Origin of the sequence: Acinetobacter sp. 1130196 (genome assembly GCF_000588095.1) — a bacterium.
GTDB classification, from domain to species: domain Bacteria; phylum Pseudomonadota; class Gammaproteobacteria; order Pseudomonadales; family Moraxellaceae; genus Acinetobacter; species Acinetobacter nosocomialis.
Genome location: NZ_JFWX01000031.1, coordinates 1 through 16,691, shown reverse-complemented (window position 1 = coordinate 16,691; position 16,691 = coordinate 1). Strand labels below are relative to the sequence as shown.

Sequence of the window (16,691 nt, the reverse complement as noted above, 5' to 3'; positions counted from 1 at the left end):
GTGATGTATTACTACCGCTAAAAATTTATTGAAATTCTTAATGGTAGTAATAAATGGAGTAAATTTTGTGAGTCAAAAGCGAACTTTTAACTCACATACAATTTCAATTAAGCGCTAGCGCGACGACGTTCAACTTCAGTTGAAGGAGCAGCAGCGGCATCTTTAACAAGTTCAATGTTAAATGTGATGTGTTTGAAAGCGTGATCTAAACCACGGCGTTGAATTTCAGCTGGGTCAGTTACATCAACTGCTGTTGCCACCAAGCCATCACGGGTTGCGAAAGCAAAGTCGTCCCATAAGTACTCATCACCCTCAATGTTGAATTGAGTAGTCAGCTTGCGGTAACCCGGTGCAGAAACGAAGTAGTGAACGTGAGATGGACGGTTACCATGACGGCCTAACTTGTTAAGAAGAGCCTGTGTTGTACCTTCAGGAGGGCATCCATAACCAACTGGCATAGTGGTTAACGCTACATATTTACCATCTGCATCAGTGAAAATGGTACGGCGTAAGTTAAAGTCAGATTGAGACTTATCAAAGAATGAATAGTTACCTAAACTGTTGGCATGCCATACTTCAACTTTAGCATTTTCAATAATATTGCCATCCGTGTCAGTTACTTTACCTTCAATAATTAAGGTATCGATTTTGCCAGTCTCAGTTCCATCATCCATACGTGCAAAACCAACTGATTCAGGCGCGCCAGCTACATAAAGTGGGCCTTCGATAGTACGTGGTGTGCCGCCAGTAACACCAGCTTTGGCATCTGCTTCATCTGCACGTAAGTCAAGATAATGTTCTAAACCTAAGCCAGCAGCCAAAAGACCAAGTTCATTTGCTTGACCTGCATCGGTAAAATATTCCAAACCTTTCCAAACTTCAGAAGGCTGGATGTCTAAATCTTCGATGGCTTGAAATAAATCCCCAAGAAGGCGCACTACAATTTGTTGAACACGTGCATCGACTTCACCTTTTGCTGTGTCGACATTCATTTGTTTTACAAGCGCATCAATTTGTTGACGGTTCATACTAAAACTCCTTAAGTATGCAATACGGTTTTGGGTGGTAGCACTGCGGGCATTCTGTTTTGCTAGCAAATAGTTGCTACCACGTTCCTTGTTACCTTCTGAATAATATGCTTGGTTTATAAATGGACTTCAGAGATCACATTTAAAACATTCTTTGGATTTACGAATCATCATCACGAACAGAAGATGGGTGACGGTTTATTGCCATCACTTCAATGTCCATGTATGGATAGAGAGGTAAACCCTGTAAAATGTTATGCAATTCTTCATTGCTCTCTACATCAAAAATACTGATGTTCGAGTATTGGCCTGTAATTCGCCAGATATGGCGCCATTTACCTTGGCGTTGTAATTCTTGCGAATAAGCTTTTTCAACGGCCTTAATTTCATTTGCTTTGTCGGCTGGCATATCAAGTGGAATATGCACATCCATACGTACATGAAATAACATGGGAAACTCCTTATCCTGTTGCCTTAACGACGTAATTTCTCAATTTTATCTTCATCAATTTCAATGCCTAAGCCCGGAGCTGTTGGCAAATGCAATTCAAAGTTTTCGTAACGTAGCGGCTCTTTTAAAATTTCTTCGGTCAGTAATAACGGACCAAATAATTCAGTGCCGAACGCTAATGTTTCAAAGGTTGCAAATACATGGGCCGATGCAATACTTCCTACAGGACCTTCAAGCATGGTGCCGCCATATAGGTCGATACCAGCCAAACCAGCAATTTTGCCAACTTCACACGCTTCGATCAGGCCACCAGATTGTTCAATTTTTACGGCAAATACATCTGCACCATGATTTTTTGCAATACGGTATGCACTGTCAGGTCCAGTTAAAGCTTCATCTGCCATAATGGCTACATCAAAACGATGGGTGAGGCGAGCAAGTGCTTCGGTATTTTGAATTGCACATGGTTGTTCGATTAAATCGATTCCACCATCTTGGAGCTGTTGAATACCATGAATACATTCAAGTTCTGACCATGCACGGTTTACATCTACACGTACACTAACATCAGCGCCTAATGCTTTTTTAATCGCAATCACATGGTCAACATCTTGCTGTAAAGGACGTGCACCAATTTTAAGTTTGAACGTGTTATGGCGCTTTAGCTCAATCATTTTGCGAGCTTCAGCAATATCTTTTTCCGTGTCACCAGACGCAAGCGTCCAAAGCACAGGTAAACTATTACGCAGACGTCCACCTAAAACTTCGCTTAATGGCACACCTAAACGTTTGGCTTGAATATCAAGTAGGGCAGTCTGAATGGCGCACTTGGCAAAGCGGTTACCATTAATATTTTTACGAATCAGTTTGAGTGTTTGTGCAACATTTAAATCTTTAACTGATGTCAGTAATGGTGCAAAGTAGGTATCAATATTGGCTTTGACACTCTCAGGACTTTCTTCACCATAGTTCAGCCCACCAATGGTGGTGGCTTCACCCCAACCGACAATACCATCCGTGGTCGTAATTTTAACGAGTACCAAAGTCTGGGTACGCATAGTAGTCACAGACAACTGGTGAGGACGGATAGTTGGAATATCCACAAGTATGGTTTCTATGGTTCTATACATGAAGTTTCAACTATTACGAACTTGTTTGTATACCATAGAAGAATGTAATAGCCTAAAATAGATATAGAACGGTATTTTAAGATACTAAAAAGGTATATTAATGGAATTAAGACATCTACGTTATTTTGTTACCGTTGTTGAAGAACAGAGTCTGACGAAAGCCGCAGAAAAGCTTTTTATTGCTCAGCCACCTTTAACACGCCAAATCAAAAAACTAGAAGAAGAATTAGGGATCGATTTATTCGAAAAAGGCTCTCGTCCATTAAAAGTAACGGAAGCAGGGCTGTTTTTTTACCAGCATGCGGTGCAAATTTTGACGCACACCGCTCAAGCTGCTTCGATGGCTAAAAAAATGAAGCTGGTCGAGAACGTTGTTAAAGTTGGTTATGTGAGTTCGCTTCTTTATGGGCGATTACCACAGGTCATCTATCTATTTAGACAAAAAAATCCTGACATTCATGTCGAGCTTATTGAATGTGGTACACGAGATCAGGTAGAAGCATTAAAACTCGGTAAAATTGATTTAGGTTTTGGTCGATTACCAATTAGTGATCCAGCCATTAAGCGACTTCTACTCAGAAAAGAAAAATTAAAACTCGCAATCCATAAAAAACACCCATTAAGTGATTTCCAAGAGTCAGGAATTTATTTATCTCAAATTATTAATGAGACAATTTTTTCTTATCCAACCACACCTAAACCAAATTTTTCGACCACTATTCAAGCTTTATTTACCAAATTAGGTCTTGTCCCAGCCAAGCTGACTGAAGTACGAGAAATTCATATGGCACTTGGCTTAGTGGCGTCCGGAGAGGGTATTTGTATTATTCCGGAAAGCGCCTGCAACATTGGAATGAAGAATCTAACTTATTTAAATATCTTAGACCTAGAAGCCTATAGTCCCATCTCTCTATCCATGCGCAACATGGACCAAAGTTCCTATATTCCTAAAATTTTAGATTGCATTGAAGAGATCTATAGCGAAGAAGATGTGTCTAGAAACTTGAATTTATAAACTTTTAAGGTTCTTAAACTGGATATTTCATGTTATTTTAAAACTTTAAACCTATAGGTAATATGTAAAAGGAATTATTGAATGAGAAAAATTTTAGGTTTAGCTTCACTTATTATGTCTACTAGCGTTTTACATGCGGAACAATTAGAAGAACAAGAAAAAACTTCTCCTTATAGCGCGAATGTGACTTTTGCTAGTCAATATATTTCACGTGGTTTCCAACAAACTTGGGGTAAACCAGCCTTACAAGGTGGACTGGATTATGCCAATCCTAGTGGTTTTTTTGTAGGAACTTGGGCATCAAGTGTAAGTTCCAACTATCTGCGAGATGCTTCAGTTGAATGGGATTTTTATACAGGTTATTTAAAAACAATCGATAAATTCTCGATTGGTATGTCTATTTTTTATTATTACTATCCAGGCGCGAAAAGTACACCAGAAACGGGAAATACGAGTTATAACTATGGTGAAATCGTACCTCAAATTGGCTATGGTCCTTTAAGCCTCAAATACTTTGTGACTTACACGCCAGATTATGCTGGTTATAACTCTAAAACCATGGGTGGACCTGCTGGTAAAAGGTCAAGAGGATCAAGTTATTTAGATGTTAACTTTACCCAGCCGATCAGTGAAACTTGGACTTTTGGTGCCCACTATGGCTATGAAAGAATCAAAAACTTTTCAGAGTCGAACTTTCAAGATGTTAAAGCCGAAGTAATTAAAGATTTAGGTGATGGTTGGAGTACAGGATTAGCCTATACCAAGGCATGGGATAAAAATGCTTATTATAAAAAGTATAGCAATGGTGAGCCGGGTGCACCTATTTCAAATCCAATTGATTCAACTTTTACTGTCTCTGTAAAAAAAGTTTTCTAATTTATAAATAAAAAAAGCCTGATCACTTTTTGTTATCAGGCTTTAAAAATTTCATATACAAAATTATTTTTTAATTAAATCATACGCCATCTTAGTGTCATCTAGCTGAACGAGTGAAGCATGGCGAGCAGAGAGCGGATCTTTATTTTCAATTGCTGTCAAAATTGCTTTATGTCTTGGTAGCGAATGGCCTTGTAAATTTGGACGTAGGCTTGTTACTTGAATTGATTGCTGCAAAGGTAAAACCAACATTTTTGACATATAAGCCAACAAATCATTATGCGTTGCTTTAGCAATTGCTAAGTGAAACTGAATATCGGGTTCTATAAACTCTTCAACTGTTGTCGCTTTTTCCATGCCTTCATAGGCTTGTTTAATGCGCTCAATATCCTCTTCATTTGCTGTACTTGCCGCGATATAAGCAAGCTCTGGTTCTAAAACTCGTCGTACAGTAGAAAGGGTTTTAAAAAACTCGTGCTCAGGTGTCGTTTGAATCAACCAAAACAATACATCCGGATCGAGTAAATGCCATTCTTCTTTCGGTCTAACCACAGTCCCGATTTTAGGTCTTGAGTAAGTTAAACCTTTAGCATTTAAAACACGGATGGCTTCGCGAAAGACAGGGCGGCTAACTTTATATTCTTCACATAAATCAACTTCACTTGGGAGTTTTTCATTTTCTGAGATTTCTCCGGAAACGATTTTTAATCCCAATTGTTGAACAATTAATGCATGTTGGCTTTTGCTTGGAATAGGATTTTTATAGTCAGCTTTACTCATATTTCACTATTACGAGATGTTGAATATCCTATGGTATAGATGACCTTGTCTTTTAACAAGATCATCTTTTTCAAGAATAAATATTAATGAGAATGACGTGGAACTTCCAAGCCGCGGCAACTGACCAAGAAATCAAAATCACAGCCTTCATCGGCTTGTAAAACATGTTCTACATAGAGCTTACGGTAGCCGCCAATAAAACTTGGTGGAGCTGGAGGCGCTAAATTTTCAAGACGTTGCTGAAGTTCTTCATCACTCACTTCTAGGTGAAGTTTTCCAGCATAGGCATCCAGTTCAATAAAGTCACCATTTTGAACTACAGCCAAAGGGCCACCTGCCATGGCTTCTGGAGCAACATGCAAAACTACAGTGCCATAAGCTGTTCCACTCATACGTGCGTCGGAAATACGGACCATGTCGGTAATGCCTTTGGCTAAAATTTTTGGTGGCAGTCCCATATTTCCTACCTCGGCCATGCCCGGATAGCCTTTAGGGCCGGCATTTTTCATCACAAGAATACAAGTTTCATCAACATCTAGATCTGGGTCATTAATACGGGCTTTATAATCATCGAAGTTTTCAAATACGACTGCACGACCGCGGTGTTTCATCAACTCCGGTGTGGCAGCAGATGGTTTAAGCACCGCACCTTTAGGCGCTAAATTTCCGCGTAAAATACACATGCCGCCATCTTGTCGAATTGGGTTATCAATTGTTCGAATTACTTCATCGTTATAAATAGGTGATTGCTGGCAGTTTTCCCAAATGGTTTGACCGTTTACGGTTAAAGCTTGTGGATTTGGCAAGAGATTGGCTTCCCCCATGCGACGAATCACGGCTGGCAAGCCGCCGCTATAATAGAACTCTTCCATTAAAAAACGACCTGAAGGCTGTAAGTCGACAATGGTTGGCATGCCGCGGCCAACACGGTTCCAGTCATCGAGTTGTAAATCAACCCCAATGCGTCCGGCAATTGCTTTTAAGTGAATTACGGCATTGGTTGAACCACCAATAGCTGCATTGACCTTAATGGCATTTTCAAAGGCTTCTTTGGTTAAGATTTTAGAAAGGCGTAAATCTTCATGGACCATATCAACAATACGCATACCAGAAAGATGAGCCAACACATAACGGCGAGAATCTACTGCTGGAATGGCCGCATTGTGGGGTAAGGAAGTGCCTAGGGCTTCAGCCATACACGCCATTGTAGAGGCTGTGCCCATGGTGTTACATGTACCAGCCGAACGAGACATACCAGACTCGGCAGATAAAAATTCATTTAAATCAATTTTGCCTGCTTTGAGTTCTTCATGCATTTGCCAAACGATAGTACCTGCACCAATGTCTTTACCTTTATGCTTACCATTCAGCATGGGACCGCCAGTCACTACAATGGCTGGAATATCACAGCTTGCAGCTCCCATTAATAATGCAGGCGTGGTTTTGTCACAACCTGTTAGTAAGACCACACCGTCAATAGGGTTACCACGAATAGCTTCTTCGACATCCATACTGGCTAAGTTACGGGTAAACATGGCGGTAGGACGTAAATTCGACTCACCATTTGAAAATACTGGAAATTCAACAGGGTAGCCGCCCGCTTCTAAAATTCCTTTTTTTACGTGTTCGGCAATTTTTCGAAAATGCGCATTACATGGGGTGAGTTCAGACCACGTATTACAAATTCCAATGATGGGCTTGCCTTGAAACTCATGATCTGGAATTCCTTGGTTCTTCATCCAGCTACGATACATAAAGCCATTTTTATCCGTTGTACCAAACCAGGCAGCCGAACGAAGAACTTGTTTATTATTCATATAAATTTCCCTATATAGTATTACTATTAGAATTAATTTAATTAAAAATACACTATAAATTTTATTTTTAAAAGGTTTGAAATTTAAATAGTATTACTATATTTTAAATTGAAAGGATAATTTACGAGCAAGATGCTCTATAAGTAAATAATAGGAAATGGAGTCGAACATGGATTTCGAAAAGGATGTAATACGGACGGTCACGTTTAAGCTGATACCTGCATTAGTCATACTATATCTGGTAGCATACATTGATCGGGCCGCTGTCGGATTTGCTCATTTGCATATGGGTGCCGATGTAGGAATTGGTGATGCTGCCTATGGTCTAGGAGCTGGCTTATTTTTTATTGGATATTTTCTTTTTGAAGTTCCAAGTAATTTGCTTTTAGACAAATTTGGTGCTCGTAAATGGTTTACCCGCATTTTATTAACATGGGGCCTCATCACCATGGCCATGGCGCTTATTCAAGGCCCTAAAAGTTTTTATCTCTTACGGTTTTTACTTGGTGTAGCAGAGGCAGGTTTTTTCCCTGGTGTTTTATACCTAATTACACAGTGGTATCCGGTGCGGCATCGCGGAAAAATCATGGGAATGTTTGTGCTTTCACAACCGATTGCCATGATGATTGCAGGGCCTTTAGCGGGTCTATTACTTGGAATGGATGGCATTGCAAATTTGCACGGCTGGCAATGGTTGTTTGTTGCAGTTGGCTTGCCCGCGGTTTTATTGGCTTTACCTACATTTTTGTGGCTGCCCGATAACATTGATAAAGTAAAGTGGTTAAGCGTTGAACAAAAACAATGGCTTAAAAATGAACTCGTTAAAGATGAAGCTGAATACGACCAAACTCGACATGCCAATCCACTACATGCCTTGAAAGACAAACGCGTACTTTTATTAGCACTCTACTATTTACCGGTAACTTTAAGTATTTACGGTTTAAATCTCTGGCTTCCTACCATTATTAAGCAATTTGGCGGAGGTAGTGATATTCAAATTGGGTTCTTATCTAGCATTCCCTATATTTTTGGAATTATTGGACTTCTCATTATTCCGCGTAGTACTGACCGCCTGAACGATCGTTACGGACACTTAAGTTTTCTATATGCACTAGGTGCTTGTGCAATGTTTTTAAGTGGTTGGCTAAATTCTCCGGTTATGCAGTTGGCAGCTTTGGCTGTAGTTGCGTTCTGTCTATTTTCATCAACTGCCGTGTTTTGGACACTACCTGGTCGTTTCTTAACAGGTGCAAGTGCAGCGGCTGGTATCGCCTTAATTAACTCTGTTGGAAATTTAGGTGGCTATGTCGGGCCATTTGGGATCGGACTGTTAAAAGAATACACGGGAAATATGGCTGCTGGTTTGTATTTCTTATCTATTGTCATGCTTTTTGGCTTGATTCTGACTTACATCGTCTATGCCAAGCTCGAACGCCAAAAAACACAAACAGTGAATATTCAAAAGTCTTTGTAAGGAATAAAACATGCAAATTATTCAATTTGAGAATCGTGCAAATCAACGTGCCGTCGCGAAAGTAGAAGGCAACATGGCATATCCGGTTAAAGATATTCAATCGGTTCGTGATTTAGCACTTTTAGCAATCCGCAATAAAGTTTCACTGGAACAACAAGTTGAGGCGTTAGGGTTTGAGTCCGAAACTTATGATTATTCATCGTTATTAGCAGACTTAAAGGTATTGCCGCCTTTAGATCATCCAGATCCAACGCATTGTTTAATTTCCGGTACAGGTTTAACCCATTTAGGTTCTGCATCTGCACGAGACAAAATGCATCAACAAAATTTAAGTGATGACAGCTCGGTGACCGACACCATGCGAATATTTCAATGGGGGCTACAAAAGGGGCGTCCAGCAGAAGGTCAGATCGGGGCACAGCCAGAATGGTTTTATAAAGGCGATGGTTCAATTGTGGTAAGACCGGGAGCTGAATTACCTTTACCACCATTTGCCGAAGACGGCGGCGAAGAACCTGAAATCGCAGGCCTCTATGTTATTGGAGAAGACCTAAAGCCTTACCGAATCGGGTTTGCGCTGGGTAATGAATATTCTGATCACGTAATGGAGCGTCGTAATTATTTATATCTGGCCCATTCAAAATTACGTTTTTGTAGTTTTGGTCCAGCTTTACGGACAGGCGAATTACCAAAACATTTAGTTGGAACCAGCCGTTTGCGTCGTAATGGACAAACTATTTGGGAAAAAGAGTTTTTGTCAGGTGAAGACAATATGTGTCATAGCTTGGCAAATCTCGAATATCACCACTTTAAGTATCAACAATTCTTAAAAGCAGGCGATGTTCATATCCATTATTTCGGTACAGCGACTCTATCTTTTGCCGATGGTATTCAAGCGCAAGTTAATGATGAGTTTGAAATAGAAATGAAAGAGTTTGGTTATCCACTCAGAAATAAACTTGCTCATATGCAACCCGAGTTACCGATCGGTTCAGTTATTACTCTCTAAGGAATATAAAAATGGTCATTGGACACAACTTTATTGGCGGTTCACGTAGCGCACAAAGTACAAGCTTATTGAAAAGTGTAAATGCTACGACTGGTGAAACTTTGCCTTATGAGTTTCACCATGCAACCGAACAGGAAGTGAATCAGGCCTGTGAAGCAGCCAGTCAAGCGTTTAAGACTTACCGTCATACGTCTCCTGAACAGCGTGCTGTTTTTCTAGAAAATATTGCCGATGAACTCGATGCATTAGGTACAGATTTTCTTGAAATCGTGTCACAGGAGACTGCTTTGCCACTTGCACGCTTACAAGGTGAACGTGCCCGTACCAGTGGACAAATGCGTTTATTTGCCAAAGTGTTGCGCCGTGGTGATTTTTTAGGGGCGCGTATTGATACTGCTTTACCTGAGCGTCAGCCTTTACCACGCCCAGACCTGCGTCAGATTAAAATCGGTGTAGGCCCTGTGGCAGTCTTTGGGGCAAGTAACTTTCCTTTAGCATTCTCAACTGCAGGTGGTGATACTGCTTCGGCACTGGCAGCAGGTTGCTCTGTAGTGGTAAAAGCCCATAGTGGACATATGGCCACAGCAGATTTCGTAGCGCAGGCTATTGAACATGCAGTCGAAAAATCAAATATGCCTAAAGGTGTATTTAACATGATTTATGGTAATGGCGTAGGTGAACCACTGGTTAAGCATCCTTTAATTCAGGCTGTGGGTTTTACGGGTTCACTGCGTGGCGGACGAGCTTTATGTGACATGGCCGCAGCCCGTCCACAACCGATTCCTGTGTTTGCTGAAATGAGCAGCATTAACCCAATGCTGATGTTGCATGAAGCCTTAAAAAACCGTGGTGAAAAAATTGCACAGGACTTGGCAGATTCAGTGGTTTTAGGCTGTGGTCAGTTCTGTACCAATCCGGGTTTAATCTTGGGTATTAAATCGGCCGAATTTAGCCAGCTCATTAGCAACCTGACTGAAATTATGGGCGCTAAGCCTGCGCAAACTATGCTCAATGCCGGCACCTTAAAAAGTTATACCGCTGGTCTTGAGCACTTAACCCAGCATCAAGGTATTAAGCATTTGGCAGGTCAGGCTCAACAAGGTAATCAGGCGCAGCCGCAACTGTTTAAAGCGGATGTTGAGCTTTTACTGGCAGGTGACCAGCTTTTACAGGAAGAAATCTTTGGGCCAACCACAGTCATTATTGAAGTTGAAGATAAAGCCCAACTCATTCAGGCGCTACAAAGCATGAATGGTCAACTGACTGCGACTTTAATTGCCGATGAAGCTGACTTAACCGAGTTTGCAGATGTAGTGCCAGTTTTAGAGGAAAAAGCCGGTCGATTACTTATAAATGGCTACCCAACGGGTGTTGAGGTCTGTGATGCGATGGTACACGGCGGGCCATCCCCAGCCACTTCAGATGCAAGAGGCACCTCAGTTGGAACCTTGGCCATTGACCGTTACTTAAGACCTGTTTGCTACCAGAACTATCCGCAAAGTTTATTGCCAGAAGCCTTAAAAGACAGCAACCCATTGCAGATTTTAAGACTGGTGAATGGTGAGATGACTAGAGAAGCGATCTAAAAAATAAAAAGAGACCATATGTTGGTCTCTTTTTGTATTTCGAATAATAAATCTATAGCGGAGTAGGCAAATTAAGGACGACTTGCGCATCTTCTATAACATCTAAACGCAAAATTTTTGAAGCACCTAGTTCATTTAATAGCTTTGTTAAAGGGCCTTCGTTTTTCACAAGTCGTACTTTCTTTGGAAAAAGTTTTTGCGCGAAAGAAAGAATGTTTGATTGAACCTCTGTCTGGTGCCATTTGCCATCAACAACATGTAGCATGGTTGCTTTATTAATATGTGTTTCAGAGTCAACATGTTTTAAAGGGGGGACAGCAGTCTCTAAACTTAAATCTAACTTACCATTAAGATCAAAAATATTGGCTTTAACGCTTTTTGAGTTAATGTTCACGTCAATTTTAGTCAGCCATTTCGGTAATTGATAACCATATACACCCCGCACTCTGGCAATTTCTGTATCGACAGGTAACGCTAAAACATGTGCATAAAAATGACGTTGGCGCATCGATTTCATTAGTTCTGCAATATGTGGCCCATGTGCATTAGGCTTGCGTACCACAATCGCAATCGACACTTCGTTATAAGGGTCATTGTCACAAACCGAATAGGTAAAGAACGTAACAGCGACCAACCCATAGCCCGGAAATGGTTGTAATGGTGTTAAGTCAGCAGGAAGTTTTGCTTTAATCTGTTTAATAGGTGCAAGCATCAGCAGTTGCACATTTGCACTACGATAATAAAAGTTGGGTGCCCAAACAGGACCTACACGGGACTCCACAATTTTTTTAGGAATATGACGGAAAAAGTCGATATTACCAGCAGCAGGGTCTTGAGCGACTTCATCTAAATCGGGATTCATTCTAAAACGGTCATAATAACCACCTTTGGGTACTTTGATTTTTTGTTGTCCAAATTCAACCTCAGTAAATTGTTGTTTTATATTCATGAAAATTCACCTTTACATTAATTGACCGAGTATCTAATGCTGTCCATATGAAGACGTGTTAATTTAGAACCACTACAGAAACTATAAGTTTAAAGTTCACTTTAAAGTCAAGATTTTAATTTTGATGGCTAAAGGCTTTGACATTTAAATGAAATAAAAAAGGGGAAAGATGAGAAGAGTTTAAGGCCGTGCTTTCATATAAATTTTATTTTAAAAATACAATTAAAGTAATTGACCTTAAAGTTAACTTTAAGCTTAGTATCAATATTCAAATTTTATAACCAATCTATAAGTAGTTGTTTAACAGGAGAACAAAGATGGGATACGTAACGACAAAAGACGGTGTAGAGATTTTTTATAAAGATTGGGGACCACGTGATGCCCAAGTTCTATTTTTTCATCATGGTTGGCCTTTGAGTTCAGATGATTGGGATACACAATTGCTTTTTTTCCTTAAAGAAGGTTTTCGTGTAGTTGCTCATGACCGCCGTGGACATGGGCGTTCGAGTCAGGTATGGGATGGTCACGATATGGACCATTACGCAGATGATGTTGCAGAAGTGGTTAAACATCTGAACATTAAAAATGCAATTCATATTGGCCATTCAACAGGTGGCGGTGAAGTGGCTCACTATATTGCTCGCCATGGTCAAGAAAACGTGAAGAAAGCTGTTCTTGTCAGTGCAGTACCACCGCTTATGGTTAAAACTGAAAATAATCCTGAAGGTTTACCAAAAGAAGTTTTTGATGACCTTCAAAATCAGGTTCTCACCAACCGTGCACAATTTTTCCGAGACCTTCCATCTGGCCCATTCTATGGTTTTAACCGACCAGATGCGAAACCATCTGAAGGTATTATTGCTAACTGGTGGCGTCAGGGTATGACAGGCAGTGCAAAAGCACATTACGATGGTATTGTGGCATTCTCACAAACTGACTTTACCGAAGATTTAAAGAAAATCACTATTCCTGTTTTGGTATTACATGGTGACGACGACCAGATCGTGCCTTATAAGACGTCTGGTGTGAAATCTGCTGAGTTACTTCAAAATAGCCAACTCAAAATCTACCCAGGTTTTTCTCACGGTATGTTAACCGTAAACCATGAAGTGATTAATGCGGACTTATTGGCATTTATTCGCGAATAATTTAAAGCTTTAAACTTTAAAAAAAGAGGCCTATGAAGTGCCTCTTTTTTATTTATAAACAATTGAAATTAAAAATAATAAATAGAGAAATAATAAAAGGTATTGACATTAAAGTTAGCTTTAATCTTAAAGTAAAGCCATACTGAATGAGGTCATTCCAATGAAAGTGTTCGAAAAATTAGTATTCCCAAATGGCTCATATGTTCCTAACCGTATTGCTAAAGCGGCAATGGAAGAAAATATGGCTGATTTAAACCATGCACCATCAGAAGAATTAATGCGTTTATATCAGGCTTGGGCAAATGGTGGCGTAGGTCTAATCATTACCGGAAATGTAATGGTAGACCGCCGAGCGATGACTGGACCGGGCGGCGTAGTGCTTGAAGATGAAAAGCATCTAGATACTTTCAAAAAATGGGCACAAATTAGCCGTTCCAAAGGTGCTCAGGTTTGGCTTCAAATTAACCATCCGGGTCGACAAATGCAAGCTAACCTAGGTCAGCAGACTTGGGCGCCATCAGCTATTTCACTAGATCTTGGCAAAATGTCAAATCGCTTTAACACACCAATTGAAATGACTGAATCCATGATTGCAGAAGTGATTCAGCGTTTTGCAAACACAGCGCGTCTAGGTGAAAAAGCTGGGTTTACTGGTGTAGAAATTCATGCAGCACATGGTTACTTATTAAGCCAGTTTCTTTCTCCACTCAGCAATAAACGCCAAGATCGTTGGGGTGGTTCTTTAGAAAACCGCGCTCGTATTTTAATTGAGATTGTGGAAGCAGTTCGTAAAGTAGTTTCACCACAGTTTACGGTTGCAGTGAAACTAAATTCAGCCGATTTCCAGCGTGGCGGTTTTAGCGCTGAAGATGCTCAACAAGTGGTTAAAATGTTAAATGAGCAGGCAGTCGATTTAGTTGAACTTTCAGGTGGTAGTTACGAAGCGCCTGCAATGCAAGGCCAAGCACGTGATGGTCGTACACTTGCCCGTGAAGCTTACTTTTTAGAATTTGCACAAGAAATTCGTAAAGTTGCCAAAATGCCTGTTATGGTGACAGGTGGCATACGCCGTATACAAGTGGCAGAAAAAGTAATTGAAAGTGGTGTAGATATGGTCGGTATTGCCACAGCTTTAGCGATTGAACCTAATTTGCCGAATGCTTGGAAACAAGGCCAAAATATTTCACCTGAACTCAAACCAATTACATGGGAAAATAAAACATTGGCTTCACTTGCCAATATGGCTGTGGTCAAATTCCAGTTACGTAATTTAAGTGCTGGTAAAAAAACAAAACCAAATGTTTCACCAGCTTGGGCTTTAATTTTGCAACAATCAGCGATGTCATGCCGTACTCGCCAGTATAAAAAAGGCATGCGTGACTATTCATTTGCTTCTTAAAAAGTGAGTTGTGTTATGACAAATCTTAACGATTCAAACTGGTTAGTTTATGGAGCAAATGGCTACACGGGCGAATTAATCGCTCGTGAAGCTGTACGCCAAGGTCTAAAACCGACTTTGGCTGGCCGTAACAAAGCTAAGGTTGAAGCACTTGCTCAAGAGTTAGGGCTTGACTATAAAGCTTTTGGACTTGATAACGTAAATGCAATAAGTGAGCAACTTCAAGGTTTTAAGCTGGTTATGCACTGTGCAGGGCCATTTTCAGCAACATCAAAACCCATGATGGAAGCTTGTATAAAAGCTGGTGCTCACTATTTAGATATTACTGGTGAAATTGCTGTATTTGAATTGGCACAGTCACTGAACAGCCAAGCCGAAAAAGCTGATATTGTGCTTTGTCCGGGTGTCGGTTTCGATGTAATTCCAACAGACTGTGTTGCTGCTGCCTTGAAAGAAGCACTGCCAGATGCGACCCATTTAGCGCTTGGTTTTGACTCTAGAACAGGGTTTTCACCGGGTACAGCCAAAACAAGTACAGAAGGCATGGCCGAAGGTGGAAAAATTCGTAAAAACGGAAAAATTACCACTGTTCCGTTAGCACATTATGTCCGGACTATTGATTTTGGTGATGGTAAAAAAAGTGCCATGAGTGTTCCTTGGGGAGACGTATCGACAGCATTCTATACAACCGGCATTCCAAACATTGAGGTGTTTGTACCTGCATTTCCTAAAATGATTTTTGGCGCGAAAATGCTGAACTATGTACGCCCAGTATTAAAAATCAATGCTGTGCAGAAGTTTATTAAGTCACGTATTGAAAAAACGGTTGTGGGGCCAAATGAGGAGCTTCGCGCGACAGTACCTACCTATGTTTGGGGTGAAGCAAGAAATGCACGTGGGGAAATCAAAACTGCCCGTATTCAAACGGAAAACGCCTATAGTCTTACCGTAAATGGCTCACTGACTGTGGTGAATTATTTACTTAAAAATATCGTGAAAGGCGGTACATATACACGGCTTTGTTGCACAAAGCTATTCTTGAAGGCTTCTTCAGTAATATAATTTCCAGATGAAGAAGCCTACACCTAAAATCTATCGTACAACCAATTGGTCCTCGTATAACCAAGCTTTAATCAAGCGAGGAAATATTTCAATCTGGTTTGATCCTAAGACGCAATGGTATGCACAACCACAAGGCAAGCAAGGACGAAATCAAACTTATTCCGATACAGCGATTCAATGCTGTTTAATGATCAAATCTCTATTCCGTCTTTCTTTACGTATGGTTACTGGCTTTGTTCAAAGCCTGATTAAACTCTGTGGCTTGAATTGGACAGCACCAGATTACTCCACCCTTTGTAGACGACAAAAGCATATTGATATTGCGATAAGCTATCAGAAAAGTCATGATGGGTTACACCTACTTGTCGACTCTACGGGTTTAAAGTTTTTAGGTGAAGGCGAATGGAAGCGTAAAAAACATCAGCCTGAATACCGTCGGCAATGGCGTAAACTGCATATTGGTATAGATGCTGAAACACTGCAAATACGTGCCGTTCAGCTTACTACAAATAATGTCAGTGATTCACAAGTACTAGGTGATTTACTGGATCAAATTCCACTAGATGAGCGAATAGATTCTGTCTATACCGATGGCGCGTACGACACGAAGTGCTGCAGAAAAGTGATTTCAGATCGTCAAGCACATGCAGTAATTCCACCCAGAAAGAATGCCAAGCCCTGGAAAGATTCTAAAATAAGTTCAATAGAACGAAATGAGTTACTTCAAACGGTTAAACATTTAGGCAGAACCCTATGGAAAAAATGGTCGGGTTATCACCGTCGTAGTTTGGTGGAAACCAAGATGCATTGCATCAAATTATTAGGTGATAGGCTGACGGCAAGACATTTTCAAAGTCAGGTCAATGAAATTCATGCGCGTGTGGCAGTTCTGAATAGATTTACGGAATTAGGTAGACCTCGCACCCAAGTTGTGTCTTAAATTTGAATGGATTGGGGAGAACTCAGC

Annotated in this window: 14 protein-coding genes and 1 pseudogene; 9 read left to right on the top strand and 6 right to left on the bottom strand. The window is 40.5% G+C overall.

Annotated elements, in window-relative coordinates:
* Positions 1-107 precede the first annotated feature (107 nt).
* From catA to J671_RS18460, 3 genes are all read right to left on the bottom strand, one after another.
* Positions 108-1,028 (bottom strand): catechol 1,2-dioxygenase, encoded by a 921-nt coding sequence (gene catA, locus J671_RS18470; RefSeq protein ID WP_031983053.1) that lies wholly within the window; start codon positions 1,026-1,028, stop codon positions 108-110.
* Positions 1,029-1,188: 160 nt separating this feature from the next.
* Positions 1,189-1,479: a muconolactone Delta-isomerase gene (gene catC, locus J671_RS18465; RefSeq protein ID WP_031983051.1), complete on the bottom strand. Its 291-nt coding sequence runs from the start codon at positions 1,477-1,479 to the stop codon at positions 1,189-1,191.
* Between the two features lie 23 nt (positions 1,480-1,502).
* Complete coding sequence (locus J671_RS18460) at positions 1,503-2,609, bottom strand: muconate/chloromuconate family cycloisomerase (protein WP_004747037.1); 1,107 nt, start codon at positions 2,607-2,609, stop codon at positions 1,503-1,505.
* A gap of 100 nt (positions 2,610-2,709) precedes the next feature.
* On the opposite strand from J671_RS18460, the gene J671_RS18455 reads away from it, so the two are divergent.
* Together J671_RS18455 and J671_RS18450 are read left to right on the top strand one after the other, a co-directional pair.
* Positions 2,710-3,624 (top strand): LysR family transcriptional regulator, encoded by a 915-nt coding sequence (locus tag J671_RS18455; protein WP_031983050.1) that lies wholly within the window; start codon positions 2,710-2,712, stop codon positions 3,622-3,624.
* An 81-nt stretch (positions 3,625-3,705) separates the two neighbouring features.
* Positions 3,706-4,500 carry a TorF family putative porin gene (locus J671_RS18450; protein WP_031983049.1) on the top strand — a complete coding sequence of 265 codons (795 nt, stop codon included), beginning with the start codon at positions 3,706-3,708 and terminating at the stop codon, positions 4,498-4,500.
* A 63-nt stretch (positions 4,501-4,563) separates the two neighbouring features.
* On the opposite strand, the gene J671_RS18445 is transcribed toward J671_RS18450, so the two are convergent.
* Both J671_RS18445 and J671_RS18440 read right to left on the bottom strand, forming a co-directional pair.
* The gene (locus J671_RS18445; RefSeq protein ID WP_000029961.1) at positions 4,564-5,280 is read right to left on the bottom strand and encodes a FadR/GntR family transcriptional regulator; all 717 of its coding nucleotides are present in this window, start codon (positions 5,278-5,280) and stop codon (positions 4,564-4,566) included.
* Positions 5,281-5,363: 83 nt separating this feature from the next.
* Complete coding sequence (locus J671_RS18440; RefSeq protein ID WP_031983048.1) at positions 5,364-7,097, bottom strand: IlvD/Edd family dehydratase; 1,734 nt, start codon at positions 7,095-7,097, stop codon at positions 5,364-5,366.
* A 169-nt stretch (positions 7,098-7,266) separates the two neighbouring features.
* Between J671_RS18440 and abaQ the strand changes: the two genes are divergently transcribed.
* Genes abaQ through J671_RS18425 form a run of 3 tightly spaced genes read left to right on the top strand, consistent with a single transcriptional unit; the run spans position 7,267 to position 11,166 of the window.
* Positions 7,267-8,571, top strand: a complete 1,305-nt coding sequence (abaQ, locus tag J671_RS18435; protein ID WP_031983047.1) for a multidrug efflux MFS transporter AbaQ — start codon at positions 7,267-7,269, stop codon at positions 8,569-8,571.
* Between the two features lie 10 nt (positions 8,572-8,581).
* Positions 8,582-9,580 carry an AraD1 family protein gene (gene araD1 / locus J671_RS18430; RefSeq protein ID WP_031983046.1) on the top strand — a complete coding sequence of 333 codons (999 nt, stop codon included), beginning with the start codon at positions 8,582-8,584 and terminating at the stop codon, positions 9,578-9,580.
* Positions 9,581-9,591: 11 nt separating this feature from the next.
* Complete coding sequence (locus tag J671_RS18425; protein WP_031983045.1) at positions 9,592-11,166, top strand: aldehyde dehydrogenase (NADP(+)); 1,575 nt, start codon at positions 9,592-9,594, stop codon at positions 11,164-11,166.
* Positions 11,167-11,218: 52 nt separating this feature from the next.
* Here the strand turns inward: J671_RS18425 and J671_RS18420 are convergent, their stop codons facing one another.
* Positions 11,219-12,115: a hypothetical protein gene (locus J671_RS18420; protein ID WP_031983043.1), complete on the bottom strand. Its 897-nt coding sequence runs from the start codon at positions 12,113-12,115 to the stop codon at positions 11,219-11,221.
* 317 nt (positions 12,116-12,432) lie between these two features.
* Here J671_RS18420 and J671_RS18415 point away from each other — a divergent pair, with 317 nt between their 5' ends.
* The 4 genes and pseudogenes from J671_RS18415 to J671_RS18400 all read left to right on the top strand — a co-directional run bounded on the left by J671_RS18415 (position 12,433) and on the right by J671_RS18400 (position 16,664).
* Positions 12,433-13,263 (top strand): alpha/beta fold hydrolase, encoded by an 831-nt coding sequence (locus tag J671_RS18415; RefSeq protein WP_000542615.1) that lies wholly within the window; start codon positions 12,433-12,435, stop codon positions 13,261-13,263.
* Positions 13,264-13,423: 160 nt separating this feature from the next.
* Positions 13,424-14,662 (top strand): NADH:flavin oxidoreductase/NADH oxidase family protein, encoded by a 1,239-nt coding sequence (locus tag J671_RS18410; RefSeq protein WP_031983042.1) that lies wholly within the window; start codon positions 13,424-13,426, stop codon positions 14,660-14,662.
* A 15-nt stretch (positions 14,663-14,677) separates the two neighbouring features.
* A pseudogene (locus tag J671_RS18405) lies at positions 14,678-15,676 on the top strand (saccharopine dehydrogenase family protein); the annotation flags it as partial.
* 55 nt (positions 15,677-15,731) lie between these two features.
* Entirely contained in the window at positions 15,732-16,664 is a 933-nt protein-coding gene (locus J671_RS18400) for an IS5-like element ISAha3 family transposase (RefSeq protein ID WP_004812228.1), read from the top strand.
* The last annotated feature ends 27 nt before the right edge of the window (positions 16,665-16,691 follow it).

Bases quoted from the DNA above. Each gene is read 5' to 3' on its own strand.
- catA (WP_031983053.1), bottom strand. From the start codon at position 1,028: ATGAACCGTCAACAAATTGATGCGCTTGTAAAACAAATGAATGTCGAC.
- catC (WP_031983051.1), bottom strand. From the start codon at position 1,479: ATGTTATTTCATGTACGTATGGATGTGCATATTCCACTTGATATGCCA.
- J671_RS18460 (WP_004747037.1), bottom strand. From the start codon at position 2,609: ATGTATAGAACCATAGAAACCATACTTGTGGATATTCCAACTATCCGT.
- J671_RS18455 (WP_031983050.1), top strand. From the start codon at position 2,710: ATGGAATTAAGACATCTACGTTATTTTGTTACCGTTGTTGAAGAACAG.
- J671_RS18450 (WP_031983049.1), top strand. From the start codon at position 3,706: ATGAGAAAAATTTTAGGTTTAGCTTCACTTATTATGTCTACTAGCGTT.
- J671_RS18445 (WP_000029961.1), bottom strand. From the start codon at position 5,280: ATGAGTAAAGCTGACTATAAAAATCCTATTCCAAGCAAAAGCCAACAT.
- J671_RS18440 (WP_031983048.1), bottom strand. From the start codon at position 7,097: ATGAATAATAAACAAGTTCTTCGTTCGGCTGCCTGGTTTGGTACAACG.
- abaQ (WP_031983047.1), top strand. From the start codon at position 7,267: ATGGATTTCGAAAAGGATGTAATACGGACGGTCACGTTTAAGCTGATA.
- araD1 (WP_031983046.1), top strand. From the start codon at position 8,582: ATGCAAATTATTCAATTTGAGAATCGTGCAAATCAACGTGCCGTCGCG.
- J671_RS18425 (WP_031983045.1), top strand. From the start codon at position 9,592: ATGGTCATTGGACACAACTTTATTGGCGGTTCACGTAGCGCACAAAGT.
- J671_RS18420 (WP_031983043.1), bottom strand. From the start codon at position 12,115: ATGAATATAAAACAACAATTTACTGAGGTTGAATTTGGACAACAAAAA.
- J671_RS18415 (WP_000542615.1), top strand. From the start codon at position 12,433: ATGGGATACGTAACGACAAAAGACGGTGTAGAGATTTTTTATAAAGAT.
- J671_RS18410 (WP_031983042.1), top strand. From the start codon at position 13,424: ATGAAAGTGTTCGAAAAATTAGTATTCCCAAATGGCTCATATGTTCCT.
- J671_RS18400 (WP_004812228.1), top strand. From the start codon at position 15,732: ATGAAGAAGCCTACACCTAAAATCTATCGTACAACCAATTGGTCCTCG.